Source organism: Brevibacillus sp. AG, from assembly GCF_028369215.1.
GTDB lineage: Bacteria > Bacillota > Bacilli > Brevibacillales > Brevibacillaceae > Brevibacillus > Brevibacillus porteri.
On sequence record NZ_JAQMYO010000002.1, the window covers coordinates 54,383 to 75,347 of the forward strand.

The window sequence follows — 20,965 nt, forward strand, 5'->3', positions numbered from 1 at the left end:
GGTTATTCGTAAACGTTTCAGACCAGCGTTTCGATTTCTATAATATCGTATGGATAGCCTTGTTCGACCAGAAAAAGCTGGCGATGGAGCGAAAACTCCTGCTCTCTCGTGTCTCTTGTTACCAATGTATAAAAATGGGCGGTGTTGTCGTCTGTTTTGGGCCTTAAGATGCGTCCCAGGCGCTGTGCCTCTTCTTGTCTGGAACCATACGTCCCGGAAATTTGGATCGCGACGTTGGCATCCGGCAAATCAACCGCAAAGTTGGCTACCTTGGATACGATCAGGCGTGTAATTTCCCCTTTTTTAAACTGCGTGTACAAAAGCTCACGTTCTTTGTCCGGTACTTTTCCTGTAATGAGTGGCAGTTGGAGGGCCGTTGCCATCTGTTCAAGCTGATCGATATATTGCCCGATGATCAAAACACGATCGTGGGCGTGCCTCTCCAATAGCTCGCGGACGACCTCCAGTTTTTTTGGATTTTCTGCCGCAATGCGAAACTTTTGACGAGCGGTTGCATGTGCATAAGCCTCACGCCACTTCGGCTCAAAGGGGAGTCGAATTTCTCGGCAATGCGCCTCCGCGATCCAGCCTTGCTCTTCCATGACTTTCCACGGAACCTCGTACTTTTTTGGACCAATTAGCGTGAAAACATCTTCCTCCCGCCCGTCTTCCCGAACAAGAGTAGCAGTCAGCCCAAGTCTGCGAGTGGCTTGAATCCCAGAAGTAACACGAAAGATGGGTGCGGGCAACAAATGCACCTCATCGTAAATAATAAGCCCCCAGTCGCGCTCTGAAAAGAGTTTCAGATGAGGAAAATCATCTTCGGCGGTGGGGCGGTATGTAAGAATTTGATAAGTCGCCACAGTTATTGGCTTGACTTCTTTATTGTCACCAGTGTATTCGCCGACCATATTTGGATCAAGTCCTGTTTTGTCCAAGAGCTCTGCGATCCATTGACGAACCGATGTCGTATTCGTGGTCAAAATGAGTGTGGCTGTTTGCAATTGGCAAATGGCACCAAGTCCAATGACCGTTTTTCCAGCACCACAGGGCAGGACGAGTACGCCGCTTCCCCCGGTCACAGCTCCACCAGAATAGAAGGCATCGACAGCTTCTTTTTGATAAGAGCGCAAGGAGAATGCTCGGCCTTGGGATGTCGTTTCCCGCAAGCTGACTGCACAGGATTCTCCTTCTGTATAGCCCGCCAAATCTTGAACAGGAAACCCGAGCTTGATCAGCTCTTGTTTAATCAGACCGCGCGCATAGCTTTTGATGACGAATTCATTCTCAAAAAGAGCAGCGATTGATTTATAACTGGTCACCTCTGCTAAAAGAAGGGGGTCATCACTCATTAATACGAGATGATCGCCAATGCGTTCCAAACGAAACAAGCCGTATTTTCGCATCGTATCTTCTATTTCTTTGATGATGGTAGGCGGGACACCGTACTTGCTGTATCTGCCAAGCACGTCTGTTACCTCTTGTGATGTAAGACCAGATGCAGCCGCATTCCAAAGCGATAAAGGGGTGATCCGATAGGTATGGATGTATTCTGGGTTCTTGATTAGCTCGGTAAAACCACTGATAGCTTGTCTGGCCTCGGCAAATAAAGGATGCTGTGTTTCCAACAATATCGTCCGATCGCTTTGAACGATCAAGGGCAGGTCTGGACGGTACGACAATAGACTCACCTCATTACAAAAGGCATAGGAATCAGCACTATGGTATCACAATCTCAAAAAGAAAGAAAAACGAACAGGTAACATTTTGGCGAGGATGGGAAACAATATCCCAAAGCATGGACGGAAAGGACGGCGAGGAGCATGGCAATTTGGGGAAGCTTGTTTAATTTGATCTTGGTCATGATCCTCGTACTCCTGAACGGGTTCTTTGTTGCGACTGAATTCGCGATTGTAAAAGTTAGGGAATCGCGCATTGTCCAGCTCGCAGCGGAAGGAAACAAGCGCGCTGTTGACGTCGAGATGGTCCTGCACAATTTGGATGCTTATCTCTCCGCGTGCCAACTCGGGATTACGCTGGCTTCATTAGGACTCGGTTGGCTGGGAGAGCCTGCTGTCGCGCATCTCCTGCATCCAGTTTTTCGTTACTTCCATTTAAATGAAACGGTTGTTAGCAGTATTTCCTTTATTATCGCTTTTTCGCTGATTACGTTTTTGCATATCGTGCTGGGGGAGCTGGCTCCTAAGACACTGGCTATTCAATACTCTGAAAAGGTGGTACTTGCGGTAGCCAAACCGATCCAGCTCTTCTACAAAATCATGTATCCCTTTATTCAAATGCTGAACTGGGCCGCGAGTCGTTTTCTTGCGCTCTTTCATATATCCTTGGAGCCGCATCAGGAAGCACATACAGAAGAAGAGATTCGCATTCTCGTCAATGAAAGTCACAAAAGTGGCTTGATTGATCAAACCGAGCTGATGCTGGTCGATAATATTTTTGATTTCTCGGAGACGATGGCAAGAGAAATCATGGTTCCACGTACAGATATGGTTGTCTTGAACTTGCGCGATCCCTTTGACGAAAACGTCAAGCATGTCCAAAATGGACGGTTTACCCGCTATCCGGTAGTGGATGGTGACAAGGACCATGTTGTGGGTAGTTTGCACATCAAGGATATGTTGACAGGGCTTCTGGAAGGGGAGAGCAATGACCTTCAGAGCTTCATGCGCCCTATTTTGACTGTGCCGGAGACGATCTCGATCAGCCGGTTGCTGACTATGCTACAAAAACAACGAGGACAAATGGCGATTATCATTGATGAGTATGGGGGCACTGCCGGGCTGGTGACGCTTGAAGATATAATGGAGGAAATTGTCGGAGATATTCAAGACGAGTTCGACGACGAGCGCCCAGAGGTGGAGCGAAGTGACGGAATGCTGTCACTGGACGGGCGTATGTTACTGGAGGAAGTGGGCGATTATCTGGACATCGAATTGGAGTCAAGCGATGTAGATACGCTAGCAGGTTGGATTTACATGCAAATCGATCATCCGCCGCGCGTGGGGGATCGAGTAAAAGAGGGGAAGTACGAATTTGTCGTGGGAGAAGTCGACCATTACAGAATCACCAGGGTATATGTAAAGAAAATCGGCAAAGCAGAGGAAGAAGTCAATTTTACTTAAGTAAGGAAAGGGGCTTCTCAATGCGCAATAATATGCTATAATGGGACACAAGTTGCCTAGATGGCAATGAGCCTAATTGCTTAGGGCGATTAGAGCAGCTGAGAGTAGAGACTAGAGGAGGAAGTACAGATGAGACGAGCAGTCAGTATGGTACTGACCGCATTGCTGGCGTTTTCTTTGGCAGCATGTGGCAACGAAACAGGTGGGAAAACAGAGACAGCAGCAACGACAGGCCAAGGGCAAACAGTGAAGCTGGGGCTGACGCAATTCGTGGAGCACCCTGCGCTGGATGCTATTCATAAAGGAATTTTGGATGGACTGAAGGATGCTGGCTACGAAGAGGGCAAGAACTTGGAGGTAGACTCCCAAAACGCCCATGGCGACATGAACAATACGGTCTCGATCGCACAGAAGTATGCCGGAGATAAAAAGGATCTTGTCGTAGCGATTGCGACGCCATCCGCTCAGGCTGCAGCCAAGGCGATTGCAGACAAACCTGTTATTTTCAGTTCCGTAACAGACCCGATCTCGGCTCAACTGGTTGGCAGTCTGGAGAAGCCAGACAAAAATGTCACCGGGACGTCCGATAAAGTATCGATGGAACAACAATTGAAGCTGGTGAAAGCATTCCTGCCTGAGTTGAAAAAGCTGGGCGTGATCTATACGACCTCCGAAATTAATTCAGAGGTACAGGTCAAGGAATTGGAAGACGCAGCGCAAAAAGAAGGCGTAGAAATCATCAAAGCTGGCATTTCGCAGCTATCCGAAGTGCAGCTAGCAGCGCAATCCCTTGCTAGTAAAGCAGATGCCATTATTATCCCAATTGACAACACGGTCGTATCTTCGTTTGAAGCGGTACTCGGAGCAGCAGAGGGAAACAAAATCCCTGTCTTTGCTTCTGATACCGATACAGTGAAACGTGGAGCGGTTGCTACGTATGGGATTGATTACTACCAAATCGGTAAACAAACAGGCGATATGGCTGCCCGTATCTTAAAAGGGCAGAGTGTTGCTGATACTCCTGTAGAGATTTCGAAACAAGCTGATTTGTATATTAATGAAACAGCTGCTGCAAAGTTTGGTCTCACTATTTCTGAGGCACTCAAACAACAGGCGAAAGAAATCATCAAGTAAAAAGAGAGCGTCATGCTCTCTTTTTATTCTTTTAAAACCGTTTTATCCATGTTAAAATTGTAGAAAAAAATTCACGAGGGGGAATTCACTAAATGTTCAAACAAAAGAAGAGTGTTAAAATTTTTCAGAGTTTTTTATTTCCTTTATTGCTTTTGTCTGTTACCGCATGTGGACAGCAAAGCGCTACTCCTGCAAACAATTCTACACCAGCCCCCGCAACCACGACGGCGCCTGCTCCGTCTACTGAAACCAAGCAGCTGACGATTGGAATTGCCCAATTCGTGGAACACCCTGCTTTGGATGCAGCAAGAGAGGGCTTTATCAGCCAATTGGCGAAAAACGGCTACGAAAAAGACAAGCAAGTAAAAATCGATGTGCAATCCGCTCAAGCGAGCATGGATACTGCCATTCAGATTGCCCAAAAATTCGAGGCTGACAAAGTAGATTTGGTGTTGGCTATTGCAACCCCGACGGCACAGGCTGCCGCACAAACTAGCAAGCAGATTCCAATCCTGTTTACTGCGGTAACTGATCCAGTAGAAGCTGGTCTGGTAGCTGCGATGGACAAGCCAGGTGCGAACGTAACTGGTACATCGGATATGAACCCTGTCGAAGAGCAATTGAAGCTGATCAAAGAAATGAAAGCTGATGCGAAGTCTGTTGGAATCATTTATAGTTCTGGTGAAGTCAACTCCAAGGTACAGGTGGATGCGGCAAAAGCTGTAGCCGGCAAGCTTGGTTTAGAAATTAAAGAAGCGGCGATTACGAGCGCAACGGAAGTGAAGCAAGCAGCTGAGTCCATGGTGGGCAAAGTAGATGCTTTCTACGTACCAACTGACAACATGGTCGTATCTTCGATTGCAGCTGTTATCGGTGTAGCGGAAGCACAAAAAATTCCGGTCATCGCTGGTGAAGAAAACTCTGTGAAGAGCGGAGCGATTGCCACTTACGGGATCGACTACACAAAGCTGGGTGAGCAAACAGCTGATATGGCAACAAAAATCCTGAAGGGTGAAGCGAAGCCAGCTGATATGGCTGTTGAAGTGCAAGCAGACATGAAGCTCGTATTGAATAAGAAAGCAGCGGAAAAAATGGGTGTGACGATTCCGCAAGCCATGCTCGACCGTGCTGGACAAGTGATCGAGTAATAAATGCAGTAATTGGAGGATTTCTTCTATGAATCAACTGGCAATAATGGGAGCCATTGAGCAAGGTTTACTATTTGGTATCTTGGCTCTCGGTGTATATCTGACCTTCCGAGTTCTAAACGTTCCTGACTTGACCGTAGATGGTAGTTTTGCCTTGGGAGGCGCAATCGCAGCCAAATTCATAATCGATGGCACCAATCCGTTTTTGGCCACTTTGCTGGCTTTCATCGTAGGTGGTTTGGCAGGGGCTTTTACGGGCGTCTTGCATACCAAAGGAAAGATTAACGCACTTTTGGCGGGGATCTTGACGATGATCGCCTTGTACTCGATCAATTTGCGTGTCATGGGGAAAGCGAATCTGCCCCTTTTGCGGGAAGATACCCTGTTCACTTATGTGAAGGATATGGGCATTCCGAACCTGGCCGTGGGTGGAGTTACCTTGCTGTCTGGTGTAGCAATCGTCTTTATCGTAGGGGTTATGGTGTTGAAGCTCATCATTGACTGGTTCCTGCATACGGATATGGGTCTGGATTTGCGTGCGACAGGTGACAACTCGAAGATGATCCGTAGCTTTGGGGTAAACACGGATTCGACAACGATCATTGGTTTGGCTCTCTCCAATGGCTTGGTAGCTTTAGCTGGTGCGTGGGTAGCCCAATACCAAGGCTTTGCGGATGTAGGAATGGGGATTGGGATGATCGTCATCGGTCTCGCTTCCGTTATTGTCGGGGAAGTTTTGTTTGGCAGCTCTTCGATTTTCCGAGTGACGCTTGCTGTCATTCTCGGCTCGATTGTGTACCGCTTAGTCATTGCACTGGCTCTGGATGCAGGACTCAATCCTTCTGACATGAAGCTGATTACTGCCCTGATCGTTATCTTTGCCCTGACTGTCCCAACTGTGGCAAAAGGCATCTGGAAAAAGCAAGCGGTACGCACGGCAAGGGGAGGAAGCAGCGATGCTTAAAATTAAAAACGTCAACAAAGTATTCAACGCAGGAACTGTGAACGAAAAGATCGCGCTTCGAAACGTTAATCTGGACGTTAAGAAGGGAGAGTTCATCACCGTTATCGGTAGTAATGGTGCCGGTAAATCGACGATGATGAACATGATCTCCGGTGGACTGACGCCAGATGAGGGCAGCATTACGATTGATGGCAAAGATGTCACGCGCTTGGCGGAGCACCAACGCGCAGGTCTGATTGGTCGAGTCTTTCAGGACCCAATGGCAGGTACAGCGCCGAACATGACGATTGAGGAAAATCTGGCAATCGCTTTGGGGCGGGGAAAACGCCGTACACTTGGATTTGGGGTGAATAACCAGAAGCGAGAGCTGTTCCGTGAGCAGCTCAAGCAGCTGGATCAAGGGCTGGAGAACCGCTTGAAGACCAAGGTAGGTTTCCTCTCAGGGGGACAGCGTCAAGCGCTTAGCCTGTTGATGGCTACCTTCACAGAACCGAAGATTTTGCTCCTCGATGAGCATACAGCAGCGCTTGACCCAAAACGGGCGCAGTTGATTGTAGATTTAACGGAAAAAATCGTGGAGCGCTATAAACTGACGACAATCATGGTCACGCATAATATGGAACAAGCGTTGAACATGGGCAATCGTCTGCTGATGCTCCACGATGGGGGGATTATCCTCGACATTCCGGATGAGAAAAAACGGACGATGAAACCGCAGGATCTGCTTCGCGCATTCGAAACAGCCCGCGGTGGAGAAAGCTTCAGTGAAGATCGCTTCTTGTTAACCTAATCGGATCGAATCAGCCTTCCTGTTCAAGCAGGGAGGCTTTTTCATGCTTGGAAAGATACACGTACATGAATCCGGCACCGATCAAGAGGATGCCCGCTACAATGGTGAATAGCATCGTGCCGCCATCATGCAGCAAGACAAGGCTACCCAAATATGGTCCACACATGCGGGAGATATCCCAGTGTGTTCCCGTGATTGCGAAGTACCGCCCGCGCATCGTGACAGGTGATATTCGTGTGACGAAGGCCATCAACTGAGTCAGACCAATACTCTCCCCAAAGACGAGCAGCACTTGCAGAGAAAGAAGCACAGGTACGTTGTCGATGAAGGCGTAGCCCAAGGATACGATGAGAAAACAAATGTACGAGCCGCTAATCAATAGGCGAGCCGGTAAGTGCTGTGTCCATTTGACGAGCAAATACTCGAACAGGAGCAACAGGACCCCTTTTACCGCAATGAGCAAGGCAAGTGTTTGCAAATAGTCTGGCAGCGTGTATTTCAGATGAAGCTGGAGATTCGTCTCGGTTTGCGCGTAAAACAGACTGATCGGCAAAGACAACATCATAATGGCAAGGGCTGGTCGATAAGCATGCCAGGAGCCTCGTGAACGTACATCTGCTGCTTCCTCGACAGGAGCTTCTGGCAGCGGAGTTTGCGGGATTTTCCACCAGACGGCAAGAGCATAGATCAATAGCGAGATCGCAGTAAACAAAAATGCCATAGCAGGATCGTACTTATAAATGATGACGCCGACTAAAGGTCCCAATGCGGCCCCAATACTGCTAGAAGTATTGAGAAGGGCAAAGGCACCTGCCATTTGTGCAGAGGAAATCGTATCAGCGAGATGCGCGCGGCTGGCAGGGATAAACAGGGAGCGGCCAGCACCGTTGATGATGTATAGGATCGCAAAGCCCAGCATGGAGTCTGCCCAAGCCATTCCCAACATGGCGAAGCCTTGCAGGAACAGGGCGAGTAGCATGATCGTTTTTCGACGATAGCGGTCCGTGATACCACCAGCAAATATCGTCAGCAAAATTTCGGAGAAGGGCTGCAAGCCAATGACGAGCATGGTCATAGTAACAGAGCCGCCGATGTTCTCGCTCAAGTACAATACGAGAAACGGAGCGATCATGGCGCTGGATAAAGAGGTAAGCGTTTCGCCGAACAGACGGACCCAGAGAAGCGTTGGATACGTAGCAAAGAATCGACGGAGTGCATGAGGGATGTGTGACATAAGAAAGTCCTTTCTTTCGGCTTTTTCCGGTTAGTTGGTGTTTTTAGAATTGTAAGGTGGCAAAGACCGGAGAAAAAGCGTACGATTAGGCGAATAGTTTTTTCATGTTTTCTGAGGGAATTGGTGGTGGCAAGATGCAACTGGTTGAACAATACATGCGTTTATGTGCGGGGCGGCCTAATGAAGCGATAGGGCATCCGCTTGACATATCGTTAGCTGAAGTTGCTTCGCTTTTATTTTGTACATTGCGGAATGCGACCTTGACCTTGAAAAAAATGCAAAGTCAGGGATGGGTAGTCTGGCAGCCGGGGAGAGGGCGAGGAAATCGATCTGTATTGACATGCTTGCTTGCGCCCGAAGACCTGATTCTGAGCGTAGCCAAGGAGCTCGTTCAAAAAGGGGAGATTCGTGCTGCACGGGATATGATCGACGAATATGGGGTAAATTTGCCTGTTTTGGGTGAAAAATTTTCACGATGGATGAATAGTCAGTTTGGACATCGTGTGAAACGGGAAAAGGGAAATAAGGGCAGAGTCGATACCTTGCGTTTGTTTTACAATCGGCCATTTGCAGGGCTTGATCCGATCCATATTCTCCTGCGCTCCGAGTCACATATGGTAAAGCAGCTATTTGATTCTCTGGTTCAGTTTGATCCTGTCACGAAACGGATTGAACCCGCTATTGCTTTTTATTGGGACGCTAGTGAAGAAGGGAAGCAGTGGACTTTTTACTTGCGGAAAGGTGTCTTATTCCATCATGGCCGTCCACTTGTTGCGGATGATGTGCGCTTTTCCTTGCTTCGTTTGATGGAGCATTCCTATAAACATCGCTGGCTAGCCGCTTCAATCGAATCGATTACCGTCAAAGATGACTACGTATTGACGATTTCCTTGCATATGCCGGATGAATTGTTTTTACAGGCACTAAGCAAGGAATATATGGCGATTGTCCCCTGTGATTACGTTCTGGAGATGGGGGAGCAATTTGCGCAAATGCCAGTAGGAACGGGGCCGTTTCGAGTAGTCCGCAACGACGATTCCATGCTCGTGCTGGAAGCGTTCACGCCTTATTTTGGTGGTAGGCCGTTCTTGGACCGAATTGAAATCTGGTGCGTACCTGGAATGGCAGCAGAAGCACAGGCAGATGAGAGCTTGTTATCTGTAATGGCTATGGATGATCATCGGGATACGAGCGCTCTGACATGGAGTGACGTCGGCAGATTGGAAGATTGTTTTCAATACGTCAGCTTGAATGGAGCAAAAAATGGCCCGCTGTCACATAGCGAATTTCGGAGTCTCATGGTGGCTATCATTTGTGGACAAGCCTTGAGACAAGAGCTACAGGGAACGAGGGAGCATGCAGTCATCTGGGGTGGAAGTGATTCGTTCCAAGAAAAAAGAGAGGTGCCGGAATCACAGGAGTTGGTGCGTATTTTCAAAGAGAGCGGGTATCAGGGAGAGGCACTGTCGCTCTACACGTATCCAGATTCCGATCATATAGAAGATGCCCAGTGGATTCAGAAAACGTGCGAGGAATACGGAATTGCCATTGAGATCAGGTATGCATCTCCGGAGGAGCTTGCCTTGCCTCCGTTGTTACAAGAGGCAGATTTGGTTGTGGATAGTGCGAATGTAGATGAAAGGGCGGAGCTGTCTTTACGAGAATTTCTATACGCTGGTGCGTTGAGTATTTCACATCATTTAGATCCGCATGGAAAGGAAGAGATCGCGTATTGGATGAACCGCATGTCGTGCGTCCAAACAGCACAAGACCAACAAGTTTGCGTGGACAGCATCATGCATACGCTTGCGGCTTGCAGTACGTTTGTCCCGCTGTATTCGAATCGGGTAGAGATACTTGCACATCCGCGGTTATCGGGTGTAAGTCTGGATGCCTATGGCTGGATGGATTTCAGACGAATTTTTGTTAGGGAATAGCATAAATTTGTCACATAATTATGTGAAACCGCTTTCGTTTTTCATCGTATTATCATATGTAGTTATATATTATGCTCATAAAGCTTTTTGAGGAGGAACTATGCCGGTGTATACCAAAATCGAAAAGGACAAACACATTTTGTTTGCGTCCATTCGCTTGATGATCTGCGTCGGACACGCCGACGGTTATATAGGAAATAAAGAAATGGATCGTATTCATGAAATCGTGAATTCGGAGCATTTTACATTGAAAGAACGACAAATTTTAATGGATGACATGGACTATCCGAAGCGTCCGGAGGTCATCGTGGAAGACCTGGTAGCCATGACGCAGGCTGAAAAGCTCGTTATGATGCGCAAGCTCTACCACATGGCATTGATCGATCGGAAGTTATCACCAGCGGAGACAAAAGAGATTGCCCGCATCGCTTGCCTGATCGGAATCTCGGAGGAAAAGCAGCGTCAAGTAGAAGAGTGGATTCGCGAAGGGATTGTTTGGCGCGAACGCTGGAAAGATATTGTAGGAGAATAGACGGGGCCCCAATATGATTGGGGTCCTTTCGTTTTAGGTGGAAGCTTGGCGCAGCCTCGAATTCTACAGTACAATAAGAAAAATGATGTCTTGGCGAGTGGCGACGCTATTTATGAAGGAGGAGACCCAAATTGCGGATCTTGGTTACGAATGATGACGGCATCGATGCTCTTGGTATCAAGCGATTGGTAGAAGCTTTGCTCACTTTGGAGGGAGCGGAAGTCTATATAGTGGCACCGGTTGAAGAGAAAAGTGGGGTGGGACACGGAATTACTTATCGCAGTGCGCTCGCGCCTGAACAGCGTGATTTTTACGGAATGCCGGTGAAAGCGTGGGCAGTCAATGGCAACCCTGCAGACTGTGTAAAAGCTGCTTACCATCTCCTGTTTGAACATGGGAAAAAGCCGGATATCGTATTTTCGGGGATTAACGTCGGGACGAATCTCGGACGTGATATTTATTACTCCGGTACGTGCAGCGGTGCCAGGGAGGCGGTAATCTTGGGGGTTCCCGGTGTTGCCCTTTCCTATGATAACTGGTTCGATCAAGACAACTACGGCGATGTAGTAGAGATGATTCGTCCGATTGTAAAAGAATTCAGCGATCGTGCGGTCAAAGGAGAACTGGCGTCAGAGGTATTCTGGAATATTAATATCCCGCATGTACCGCTGGCTGAGGTGAAAGGAATGGTTCCGGCCACCTTGTCCATGAATCACTATGAAGACAAATATAGCGAAGAAGCAGAAGGCTATTATTTGGCACGCGAGTACCCTCAAGTCATGCCACTGGCGGAGCCGCTGGACTATGATTTGCTCAAGCATGGCTATATTGCGATTACCCCTGTCCACATTGACGCGACAGATCGGACTCTCTTAAAACAAATGGACAATTGGACATTGCTAAAAGCTTGGGGAAAACAGGAGGAATAACGCATGAATGAAGAATTTTTCCCCCCGTTAACCCCCGATGATACCCTGTGTTCTCCAGACGATTCAACACAGGGAGAGGTTCTCGATCCCGTGGTTTATCACGATTTGTACAAGCTGGCAGAAGAGGAGGGGCTTCCTTACTTTGTCCGTCTAAGTGGAACGGGCGAGGTGGAGCTGTATTTTGTGTTCGAATCGGTGGATGCTTTCAGCGAGCAGACGAGAGATGCCGTTTCGCTCGAATTCAAAACGTATCAAAATAAACTGCTCGCTGTCATTTGGACACTGTCGGACCCGCTGAATCCACTTGGTTTTCCCTTGACGTTCGACATTGCGCATGCTGATGAGCGAAGCATGGCTTTGACAATGATCGAGCAGCCGTATATTTCTTTGCACTACTTGGCTTACGCGGATCGTGAGCTTACTCACATCTATTCCGAGTCGATTTCTTTTTCCCCAGCGGAAGTGGTTCGTACGCGTGAGATGATTCAGGCGCTCTATGAAGGAACACCTGATGCTCTTCCAGAAGAGGTGCAGGTGCGTGAGGAAGAGACAGAAAGCATCTCAGCGATGAGCTTGCCTGGATCTGTTTTTACAGAATCGGGGATGGCCTTCGTATTGCGTTACAAGCACATGAGAGATGTCCATGGTGAAGAAGGAGCGCAGCATTTATTGATGAGTACTGTGCAGCAAGCAGTATGGGTCATGCGCAGGCACTCCCGCAGCGAGGTCCGGGATACGTCTTTTACCGTATGGGCTGCGGAAGAGGGAGATTACGCGATGATCGTGCTGACGCCAAGTCTCTCGCATTTGTTCGAGGTCGTTCATATGTCAGGAGATGAAGCGAATCCGTTCTCGCGCTTTTTGATGACCTTGCCGGAGTATGTGCAAACGCAGGACGTTTCTCCCTTGCAGGTAGGCGCCTATCCACTATTGCGTTATGAGAGCGGTCGCCTCTATCATTTGGAGCTGGATGAAGATGTACAGAAGCATCTCGCGCAGGCGTTTGCGAAAGCGTTTCCAGGAATGCCTGTCCCTTACCTGTAATTGTTGAGAGATTGTGAAAAAAGACTCTCCCTGGAATCTTTTGTTCTTCGATGAAATATGGGTAAATAAGTCATTTTTCAACAAAGGATATGACAAGCGTGAATTCGAATTAAGTAAGACAGACAATCCATTGGGGAGAGGTGACGACGATGTACGCTGTTGAACCCAATTTGTTCCAGGCTGTTTCTGAATGCGCCCACCGTTTTCAAGGGGAGATTGAGCAACTGGCACAACGTCATGCACTTACGATCGAAGGAGGGCTTCCTGCCTTGGAGCTGCAGGTACATCCGCAGTTTCAGGCTTTGCTCGAGTACAATTTGTGGGGAGAAGCCGGTTTAGTCGTTATTCATGGGAAATTACATAAGCGCGATCAAGTTTGGACAGATTCGTTTTCAGTCATGATGAAGTTTTCCTTGACGCATGATCCGAGTATCGATATCGAAGGAAAGAAGCAGCGCATTGAAGAGTTTTTATACGGGGAAGCAGAGTACTTCTGGAATATCCCTCCCGCTGGTCATGTCGGTCATAGTGAGCTGACCTTGCGTTTTACCTACCAGCCTGGTTCGAACCGTCTTGCGGAATATGTCAGGAGTGTTTTGGGAATCGTAACCGGAAAGATGATGGCTGCCTAACGCGGCAGGAAAGATAAATGGCTCTCCGTCACAGGAGGGCTATTTTTTTCGAAGGAGGACAGAAATGCGCTTATTCATAGCGTTGGATATTCCAGCTGAGGCTGCCGCTTATATTGCCGATGTTCAAAAACGGTTGAAGCAAGATGTGACTGCGGACAGGTGGCAGTCTCTCGCTAATTTGCATTTGACTCTGCATTTTCTTGGAGAGGTGGATGAGTCACTCGTACCCGCTATCTGTGAGGATATGGATATCGTCGGCGCGATCATCCAGCCATTTACCCTGCGTGTTGGTAACTTCGGGGTTTTTCCGAATGCCCTGCATCCTCGTGTGCTCTGGCTGGGACTGCGCGGCCAACTTTCTCCACTCAACCAGCTGCATTTATTGTTGGGTAGACGGTTCGAATTGCACGAAGGCTTGTCCTACGATCGGAAGCGGTATCGGCCACATATTACGCTGGCGCGCGGTCCGCATCGCAGTGGGGATGAGCTTGCCCTCTTGGATTGGAATGAACGTTATTTAGCGCAGGAGCCGCCACAATGGAAGGCACGGCATTTCCATTTATATCGTTCCGAGCTGTTGCCGGAGGGCGCGGTACATACGATGATCCACACGAGCACGTTTGATAAAGATCACAGCAAAAAACAAGCGTTGCCTGAATAGACTAAGAAGAAAGGATCAGGGAAGCCTTCCAGAAAGCGGTGGAAAACGGATGGGTGAGTTCACGACCGGCATTCTTTATCCACGCAAATACGAACCGAAAGTGCTGATTGCCTTATCCAAGACAGAGCAGCCATACTTCCACAGAAACGTCAACATCGACTGGAATGCATTTTTCCTGCAGGATGAGTGGCTGGAAACCTCCACGACGCTTGATTTTTTGCTGAGACTGTCCAAGCAATTCGTACCCCTCCTCTGGTTTCATGACGCTGAGGACAACGGCTGGGGCTTTCGCTTGTTCGATGCAGGCTACGAGGTTGCGTCAGCGACAATCAGCTACTCGCTCGATGTAGAAATGGCGGAAGTCGAGTTTGGCAGGCTTTATCCAGAGATTGACCTGCAGGAAGGAATCGTAGAAAGCGAGGACGTTCGGCAAAAGTATGAAGACATACTGGAGAGGGTAGTGCGTTCGGAGTTGTATCGGCGCGAGGTAGGTAAAGGGATCACACGTATCAAGCCGCAGTCATTTGGTCGGATCGTGGGTCCGAAGCAGATTCAGCAGTTACGTTCCCTTTTTGATCTGCAGTTGTTGACGAACGTCGATGACGACACAGGAGCTTCACTGTTGTACGACTCGGTTGACCTGTTCAAAGAAATTTTGGGAATCGAAGAGATGGTATGGGTGAACTATGCGTATTTAGCAAGCGGAGGCAGAGAGTAGGGAGTAACGAATAAAGAGAACAAAAGCCCAGTGCATCATCGCACTGGGCTTTACACTGCCGCTTACTTCTTTTTCCACTGTCCAAAAATTTCATCCACATCGAGCAGCATGATCAGCTTGTCGTTCAAACGGGCAATGCCGTGCAAATACTTGCCCTCTACACCAGCGATAATCGGTGGTGCAGGCTCGATCAAGTTCTGCGGAATATTCATGACCTCCGAGACCGCATCTACGATAATCCCGATGTTCAACCCATCCATCTGCAAATCGACAAAGCGAGTATCATCCGTTTGCTCCAAAGGTTCCAAATCAAACATTTTCCGCAAGTTGATTATCGGTAAGATCCGCCCACGCAGATCAATGACTCCTTCGACATAAGGTGGAGATTTTGGAAAACGTGTAATGGGAAGTGGCTTGATAATCTCACGTACGAGTGAAATCGACAGTCCGTAATATTCATTCCCCATTTTAAACAAAATCTGTTGGTCAACAGCTACTTCTGCCTCCAAATCATTGCTTCTTTTCGTCAATTCCATGTGCACTATTCCTCCCCGAACCGCTTTCCATGTCTTTACCCATATTGTACCATGGACAAACCTATTCAGGACGTTTTTTTGTGACAGGCAAAGACTTATGAACTAGTTTCAGGGGATGATCTGCAAGGATGCGAGAACAACAATGGTCATGCTGACTCCAAAGTAACAAAAAAACAGACCGACAAGCGTCAGGCTCGTCGGTCTGTTTTTTTGATTATGGTTCACGAAGGTCGTTCAATGAGATTCCTTGCTCAAGCGCGAAATCAAAATCATCCACATCGTAAAATTGAACAGGCACGATATATTCCAATATCCGATCCTGATAATCAGGCTGGTCTGTGAGAAGTGGGACCTCAAACTTCATGGCCGTCAATAATAGCTGTGTCTCTACGGGATCAAATATCTCCCCCCACATGGCGTTGTCCTCCACTTTTACGACCGTCAGTGTCACACCGTTCGGAAAAGAAAAGGGAACCTTGGACCATGGGGCTATCAGTCCTTTTTCCATTCGCTTGCGATTGAATGGATCGGCAAAAAATTGGCTCATTTCTTTCATAATCCGCCGAACATACTGATCATCAGCAGAGTAGGGCATGATAGGTTCAGGACTCTGGATAAATTCGTCCAATTCATAGATTGTCGACGCGGGTATCAGATATTCTACTGGTTGCGATGGGACCATCAACTCCCCGTAGATAGCCAACATGATCGCTTCTATAACGAATTGTTTCGACATTTCGACAACCCTCCTCGTTACCATCATACAAAAAATCAGGGGCACCGTACAAGGGTGGCGAGTAGGGCTCAAAAAGTTCTGGGAGGGTGCATCCTTTGTTTGAATCTGCCTTTTTTTCGTCGCTGCTACTCATCATTACCATCAACCTCGTATTAAGTGGAGATAATGCCGTGGTCATTGCCATCGCTTGTCGGAAGCTTCCTATCGAACAACGAAAACGAGCCATATTGTGGGGGACGTTTCTTGCTATCATCGTACGCGTGATCGCTACGATTCTTGCTGTTTATTTGCTGAAAATCCCGTATCTGTACATGATCGGCGGAATTATCCTGCTATGGATCAGCTACAACCTGTTACGCGAGGACGAGCGAGAGGAAGCAATCAGCTCGAGTGAAGACTTGGTTCAAGCGGTCAAGACGATTGTGGTGGCAGATGTGATGATGGGACTGGATAACGTACTCGCCATTGCAGGGGCAGCGAAAGGAGATATCGTCCTCATCGTGCTGGGCCTTTTGATCAGTGTGCCTCTCATGATTTTTGGCAGCCAGCTCATTCTAAAAGCAATGGAGCGCTTTGTATGGCTTGTTTATATTGGTTCAGGTGTCCTGGCTGTAACAGCGGTGAATATGATTCTAATGGATGATACGATGCATGAGTGGATCGCGGGGAGGGCTTGGCTCGAATATGCGATCAAAATTGGATTGGTCGCTCTCGTGTTAGTTGCGGGATATTTGCAACGTACGAAAACACCACGTACCCACGCATGAAAAAACTGAGATGAATAATAAATCTCAGCTTTGTCGCGGGCCTATAAGGTTTTGACGATCGTCACGCTCATCCATTCTTTATCGTAGAGATCGACTTCATAGGTGGAGGCTACTTCAGATCCATCTTCATTGGTAAGAATACGGATCGTCGGTCGATTCACTGCCAATGGATTCACTTTGGAAACGACCCCGGTATGCCCTGTACTCAGCATTACAGTTGAAGCAATTGGATAAATAGCGACGTGCTGCAGGAATAGCTTGAGCAGGTCGAGGTCAAAATAGGTGTTTCCTGTAGCGAACAAATACTCGGTAGCATCACTCGGCGAGTAGCTTTTCCGAAATGGGCGCGGGGAAACCAAGGCATCGTAAACATCAGCGATTGCCACGATTCGTGCATACTCGTGAATGTTTTTCTCACAGAGCTGACGGGGATATCCTGTTCCGTTGTATCTCTCGTGGTGCTGCAACGCACAGTGTGCGGAGACGACCGAGATATTATGTTGATTCCGCAAAATATTGAAGCCTTCTTCGGTATGGTATTGGACACGTTGTCGTTCTTCTGCGCTTAACTCCGTACGCATGGTCCAGAGCTCCTTAGGAACCTGTGTCATGCCGATGTCGAACAAAAGCGCACCAATGCCCAACTCCATCATCTGTTGTTGGTTGTAGCCTTTGGCCATCCCTACCACACCAGACAAAACGGCGACATTGACTGCGTGGTGAAAAAGGTAACCATCCAATACGTGAAGACTGGATAGGTTGACCAAGATATCTTTACGACTGCTCAAATCTTGAAAGATTTCCCGAAAAACCTTTTGAAAACTGCTCCCGAAATCAGGTACGGACGTACGGCGCTTGATCTGCGGCTGATCCATGAGGGTGGTCATCGTTTTGTACACGGCATCCACGGCTTCTTTACGCGTCTCATCGCGGATTACATCTTCCGGCATGATATCTTCTGTGTGCTTGTCTTGAATGTAAAGGGTATCAATTCCCAATTGAACAAGCCGTTCAATATATCGAGGGGTTAGTTGTACCCCGATCCCCAACAAAACGTTCCCATTTTCCTGGAACACGCTCTTGGCGATGACATCGCCAGGCTTTACCGAAGTAATATGCAATTTTCTCACAACGAAAGCCCCAGTCCTTTTATGGTGGAATGTAAATAGTCCTGATTTTCAGTCAGTTCATATAGTACCATTTTATCACAGTAGAACATGGGGAGACTACCGCTGTTGAGGTTATTCTCTTAATTGTCATTTTTTTCCGTATAAAAAAACACGATTATTGCTCGGCTGCGCGTTCTGAACGTGTAAACCAGCGGAAAGGGTTGAGTGACCAGCGAGGTTCGTAGCGGGCATAGCGCTCCTTGCGACGAGTCAAGCGCTGCTGCATGAGATCCAGTTCAAAAGTAACACGACGCATTTCCAAGCGAAGGGACTCTTGCATTTCTTCTATATCCGCAATTTTTTGCAGAATGGTCGATTGCATATGATTCATAGAGGAGAGCTGTGTGAGCTCCTGCTGAAATTGGACGAGTGTCTCGTGGACAGTCACTTCCACTTCTCGCATGCCTGTTCCCAGCTTGTTTGTGGCGCTAATCGTAACGGCGGTTTCTTCTGCACCTGTGAGTTCTTCTTCCAGGAGCATTTCCTCGGACAGACGTCCTTCTTCTATCAGTTGGCGCTGAATATCTTTTAACGAGCTGTTGCCGCTGTCTTTTCTTTCCTTTACTTCCTTGAGCAGTTCAAAGCCTGCTTCGCTGATCAAATAGTGACCCTGCGGATTTTTCAGACGTTCCTGTGCAGGTACGAACAAGTCCAGCCAGTTACGCAGTGTACGAACATGCACATCAAGGCGATCAGCTACCTCTTTTGAAGCCATCCAAACTTGTACATCCATCCAGAATCACTCCTTTTTTTCCTCTCGGTATTCCCGGTGGACTCATTATAGCACCAAAATTTTCCGGGTAAGAGAGAATCGACAAAGGTTCTAAAAACTAGTGATCTTTCGTCCGATTCGGACAGATCGTCGTATTTTGTCAAATTTGGTTGACTGCTCATAATGACCGGGACAGGCGCGTACATATGGAAGGAGAAACCATGTTTTTGCTCGTTGGGTGAGGAGAGGACCGGATGATGCAATCTGTTTTCTGGATTGTCCTTTTGACTGCTGCCTTGGCGAGCAGTATCGGGGGACTGCTGTTGTGTTTGCGTGCCTGGTCATCCGAGGCATTGTTTGCGATGATCAGTGCGGGGGCTGGGCTACTGCTGGCAATTACGCTGCTAGATTTGATGCCACATGTCTTTTCTGACAAGAGCTTGTGGTTGATGCCATTTGTGCTCGTTGGCTTTGTGATGCTTTTTGCTCTGGAACTAATCAGCAAGTCTAGCGGAGAATTTGGCTCCACGGGAATCATTGGGGTCATGACAGGTTTTTTATTGCATGCATTTGTCGAAGGGGTCTCATTAGTCGCGAGCTTGCAGATGGATTCAGAAGTAGGGGTATCGGTGTTGGTGGCGATGCTGCTGCACAAAATTCCGGATGGGGTGACCATTGCCTCTCTTTTGCTGGCAGCGACCAACTCGAGAAAGAAAGCATTTTGGGGGGCGACATCCCTTGGAATCGCGACGATTGCAGGAGCTCTCAGTTTTGGCTTTGCCGAGCAAATGTTTCCTTCGAATTGGTCTGGCATTATGTTGGCCATGACGACCGGTATCTTTTTGTATGTATCCGCTAGCCATCTCGTCCCTTATATCGGACAAACCAAAAAGGCACAGTACGGAGCTTATTTTGTTGGTGCCATGGCCGTGTATTTGATTTTGTCTGCCTTTTTACACGCGAACCACTTGCATGCATAAAAGGTCCCATTCCTAGCCAGTCTAGTCTGGAGGAAGGGAGTGTGGACTGACAGTATGAACCATCAAGAGCAATTGCAAACAGACGATCTCTTACAGTCACTGACTGAATTCCCGGTCATGGGGACATCGTTGAATCCATTGCAGGAATCGTGGGCTTCCTCTGAAGCTCTAACTGCGCTAACCGATCAGGCCGGAAGTACCGATTAAATGTTTTTGTACGGCCCCTCTCGTTTATCCCCTCGTATCCATGGACAAGATCGGTTATAATGCAGGGGAATAAGTTGGGAAAGGGGCAGATACATAATGAATACATTGTTGCAAGGAAAGAACATCGTCATCATGGGCGTAGCAAACCACCGCAGCATTGCCTGGGGAATTGCGCAATCCTTACATAATGCTGGAGCGAATCTGATTTTTACGTACCAAGGGGAGCGTCTGCGTGAAAACGTGGCGGCACTCACGGGAAAATTGGGAGTAGAGTCGCTGTTGGTAAATTGCGATGTCACGAAGGATGAGGATGTCGAAGCGGCTTTTGCTGTGATCAAAGAAAAAGTGGGCGTTATTCACGGTCTAGCGCACTGCATCGCGTTTGCGAAAACCGAAGAGCTCGAAGGCGAGTATGTCAACACATCCCGTGAAGGATACGCACTGGCACAAGACATTAGCGCATTCTCCCTGGTAGCAGTTGCTCGTGCTGCTCGTCCTTTGATGACCGAGGGCGGAAGCATCGTGACTTTGACGTACCTTGGCGGTGAGCGCGTGATTCAAAACTACAACGTAATGGGTGTAGCCAAAGCTGCGCTTGATGCATCTGTTCGTTACTTGGCAAACGACTTGGGCAAAGAGAACATTCGTATCAATGCGATCTCTGCTGGTCCAATCCGTACGCTTGCTGCAAAAGGAATCCGCAATTTCAACTCCGTGCTGAAGGAAATTGAGGAAAAAGCGCCATTGCGCCGCACGATTGACCAATCGGAAGTAGGCGACACCGCTCTCTTCTTGTTCAGCAATCTCTCCCGAGGAATCACGGGTGAAATTCTGCACGTCGATGCTGGCTACAGCATTATGGGCGGCTAACCAGAAGCAAATTTCCCGAAAAAGAATAACAGGCCCCTGTTTCTCGCATACTATACCCAAAATGCGTGAAAGGGGGCCTGTTTTTTATGTTTCCATTAATTACGAACATGGAAGAATTCTTG

Annotated in this window: 22 protein-coding genes; 16 read left to right on the forward strand and 6 right to left on the reverse strand. The window is 48.1% G+C overall.

The window, feature by feature from the left end:
• Window positions 1-17: 17 nt before the first annotated feature.
• Window positions 18-1,682, reverse strand: a complete 1,665-nt coding sequence (locus tag POF51_RS05435) for a DNA repair helicase XPB (protein WP_069851405.1) — start codon at window positions 1,680-1,682, stop codon at window positions 18-20.
• A 141-nt stretch (window positions 1,683-1,823) separates the two neighbouring features.
• Here POF51_RS05435 and POF51_RS05440 point away from each other — a divergent pair, with 141 nt between their 5' ends.
• The 5 genes from POF51_RS05440 to POF51_RS05460 all read left to right on the forward strand — a co-directional run bounded on the left by POF51_RS05440 (window position 1,824) and on the right by POF51_RS05460 (window position 7,179).
• The gene (locus POF51_RS05440) at window positions 1,824-3,143 is read left to right on the forward strand and encodes a hemolysin family protein (protein WP_069851403.1); all 1,320 of its coding nucleotides are present in this window, start codon (window positions 1,824-1,826) and stop codon (window positions 3,141-3,143) included.
• Window positions 3,144-3,272: 129 nt separating this feature from the next.
• Window positions 3,273-4,277 (forward strand): ABC transporter substrate-binding protein, encoded by a 1,005-nt coding sequence (locus POF51_RS05445; RefSeq protein WP_069851401.1) that lies wholly within the window; start codon window positions 3,273-3,275, stop codon window positions 4,275-4,277.
• Between the two features lie 92 nt (window positions 4,278-4,369).
• Window positions 4,370-5,425: an ABC transporter substrate-binding protein gene (locus tag POF51_RS05450; RefSeq protein ID WP_017250340.1), complete on the forward strand. Its 1,056-nt coding sequence runs from the start codon at window positions 4,370-4,372 to the stop codon at window positions 5,423-5,425.
• A gap of 28 nt (window positions 5,426-5,453) precedes the next feature.
• Entirely contained in the window at window positions 5,454-6,389 is a 936-nt protein-coding gene (locus tag POF51_RS05455) for an ABC transporter permease (protein ID WP_017250339.1), read from the forward strand.
• Window positions 6,382-7,179, forward strand: a complete 798-nt coding sequence (locus tag POF51_RS05460) for an ABC transporter ATP-binding protein (protein ID WP_017250338.1) — start codon at window positions 6,382-6,384, stop codon at window positions 7,177-7,179. Before POF51_RS05455 ends, POF51_RS05460 begins: the two co-directional genes overlap by 8 nt.
• 10 nt (window positions 7,180-7,189) lie before the next feature.
• On the opposite strand, the gene POF51_RS05465 is transcribed toward POF51_RS05460, so the two are convergent.
• On the reverse strand, window positions 7,190-8,413 hold the full coding sequence (locus tag POF51_RS05465) for an MDR family MFS transporter (RefSeq protein ID WP_069851399.1): 1,224 nt from the start codon (window positions 8,411-8,413) through the stop codon (window positions 7,190-7,192).
• Between the two features lie 134 nt (window positions 8,414-8,547).
• Between POF51_RS05465 and POF51_RS05470 the strand changes: the two genes are divergently transcribed.
• The 7 genes from POF51_RS05470 (at window position 8,548) to POF51_RS05500 (ending at window position 14,866) form a co-directional block, all read left to right on the forward strand.
• A complete protein-coding gene (locus POF51_RS05470) occupies window positions 8,548-10,350 on the forward strand; it encodes an SgrR family transcriptional regulator (RefSeq protein ID WP_271754272.1) in 1,803 nt (600 codons plus the stop codon).
• Between the two features lie 100 nt (window positions 10,351-10,450).
• The gene (locus tag POF51_RS05475) at window positions 10,451-10,882 is read left to right on the forward strand and encodes a tellurite resistance TerB family protein (protein ID WP_017250335.1); all 432 of its coding nucleotides are present in this window, start codon (window positions 10,451-10,453) and stop codon (window positions 10,880-10,882) included.
• 131 nt (window positions 10,883-11,013) lie between these two features.
• Window positions 11,014-11,811, forward strand: coding sequence for a 5'/3'-nucleotidase SurE (gene surE, locus POF51_RS05480; protein WP_069851397.1), 798 nt, complete (start codon window positions 11,014-11,016; stop codon window positions 11,809-11,811).
• Between the two features lie 3 nt (window positions 11,812-11,814).
• Window positions 11,815-12,855 carry a hypothetical protein gene (locus tag POF51_RS05485; RefSeq protein WP_271754276.1) on the forward strand — a complete coding sequence of 347 codons (1,041 nt, stop codon included), beginning with the start codon at window positions 11,815-11,817 and terminating at the stop codon, window positions 12,853-12,855.
• Window positions 12,856-13,004: 149 nt separating this feature from the next.
• Window positions 13,005-13,487, forward strand: coding sequence for a hypothetical protein (locus tag POF51_RS05490; protein WP_017250332.1), 483 nt, complete (start codon window positions 13,005-13,007; stop codon window positions 13,485-13,487).
• A 64-nt stretch (window positions 13,488-13,551) separates the two neighbouring features.
• Window positions 13,552-14,148 (forward strand): RNA 2',3'-cyclic phosphodiesterase, encoded by a 597-nt coding sequence (thpR, locus tag POF51_RS05495; protein ID WP_069851393.1) that lies wholly within the window; start codon window positions 13,552-13,554, stop codon window positions 14,146-14,148.
• A 49-nt stretch (window positions 14,149-14,197) separates the two neighbouring features.
• On the forward strand, window positions 14,198-14,866 hold the full coding sequence (locus tag POF51_RS05500; protein WP_069851391.1) for a hypothetical protein: 669 nt from the start codon (window positions 14,198-14,200) through the stop codon (window positions 14,864-14,866).
• 62 nt (window positions 14,867-14,928) lie between these two features.
• Here the strand turns inward: POF51_RS05500 and POF51_RS05505 are convergent, their stop codons facing one another.
• Window positions 14,929-15,402 carry a chemotaxis protein CheW gene (locus POF51_RS05505; protein ID WP_069851389.1) on the reverse strand — a complete coding sequence of 158 codons (474 nt, stop codon included), beginning with the start codon at window positions 15,400-15,402 and terminating at the stop codon, window positions 14,929-14,931.
• 214 nt (window positions 15,403-15,616) lie between these two features.
• A complete protein-coding gene (locus POF51_RS05510) occupies window positions 15,617-16,138 on the reverse strand; it encodes a hypothetical protein (RefSeq protein WP_017250326.1) in 522 nt (173 codons plus the stop codon).
• Between the two features lie 86 nt (window positions 16,139-16,224).
• Between POF51_RS05510 and POF51_RS05515 the strand changes: the two genes are divergently transcribed.
• On the forward strand, window positions 16,225-16,905 hold the full coding sequence (locus tag POF51_RS05515; RefSeq protein ID WP_017250325.1) for a TerC family protein: 681 nt from the start codon (window positions 16,225-16,227) through the stop codon (window positions 16,903-16,905).
• A gap of 41 nt (window positions 16,906-16,946) precedes the next feature.
• Here the strand turns inward: POF51_RS05515 and POF51_RS05520 are convergent, their stop codons facing one another.
• The gene (locus POF51_RS05520) at window positions 16,947-18,035 is read right to left on the reverse strand and encodes an HD-GYP domain-containing protein (RefSeq protein WP_069851387.1); all 1,089 of its coding nucleotides are present in this window, start codon (window positions 18,033-18,035) and stop codon (window positions 16,947-16,949) included.
• A gap of 154 nt (window positions 18,036-18,189) precedes the next feature.
• Window positions 18,190-18,807 (reverse strand): MerR family transcriptional regulator, encoded by a 618-nt coding sequence (locus tag POF51_RS05525; protein ID WP_271754283.1) that lies wholly within the window; start codon window positions 18,805-18,807, stop codon window positions 18,190-18,192.
• Between the two features lie 233 nt (window positions 18,808-19,040).
• On the opposite strand from POF51_RS05525, the gene POF51_RS05530 reads away from it, so the two are divergent.
• From POF51_RS05530 to fabI, 3 genes are all read left to right on the forward strand, one after another.
• Complete coding sequence (locus POF51_RS05530) at window positions 19,041-19,766, forward strand: ZIP family metal transporter (RefSeq protein WP_271754287.1); 726 nt, start codon at window positions 19,041-19,043, stop codon at window positions 19,764-19,766.
• 39 nt (window positions 19,767-19,805) lie between these two features.
• Window positions 19,806-19,973: a hypothetical protein gene (locus tag POF51_RS05535; protein ID WP_017250321.1), complete on the forward strand. Its 168-nt coding sequence runs from the start codon at window positions 19,806-19,808 to the stop codon at window positions 19,971-19,973.
• A gap of 96 nt (window positions 19,974-20,069) precedes the next feature.
• Window positions 20,070-20,843, forward strand: coding sequence for an enoyl-ACP reductase FabI (gene fabI, locus POF51_RS05540; RefSeq protein WP_271754290.1), 774 nt, complete (start codon window positions 20,070-20,072; stop codon window positions 20,841-20,843).
• Window positions 20,844-20,965: the final 122 nt, after the last annotated feature.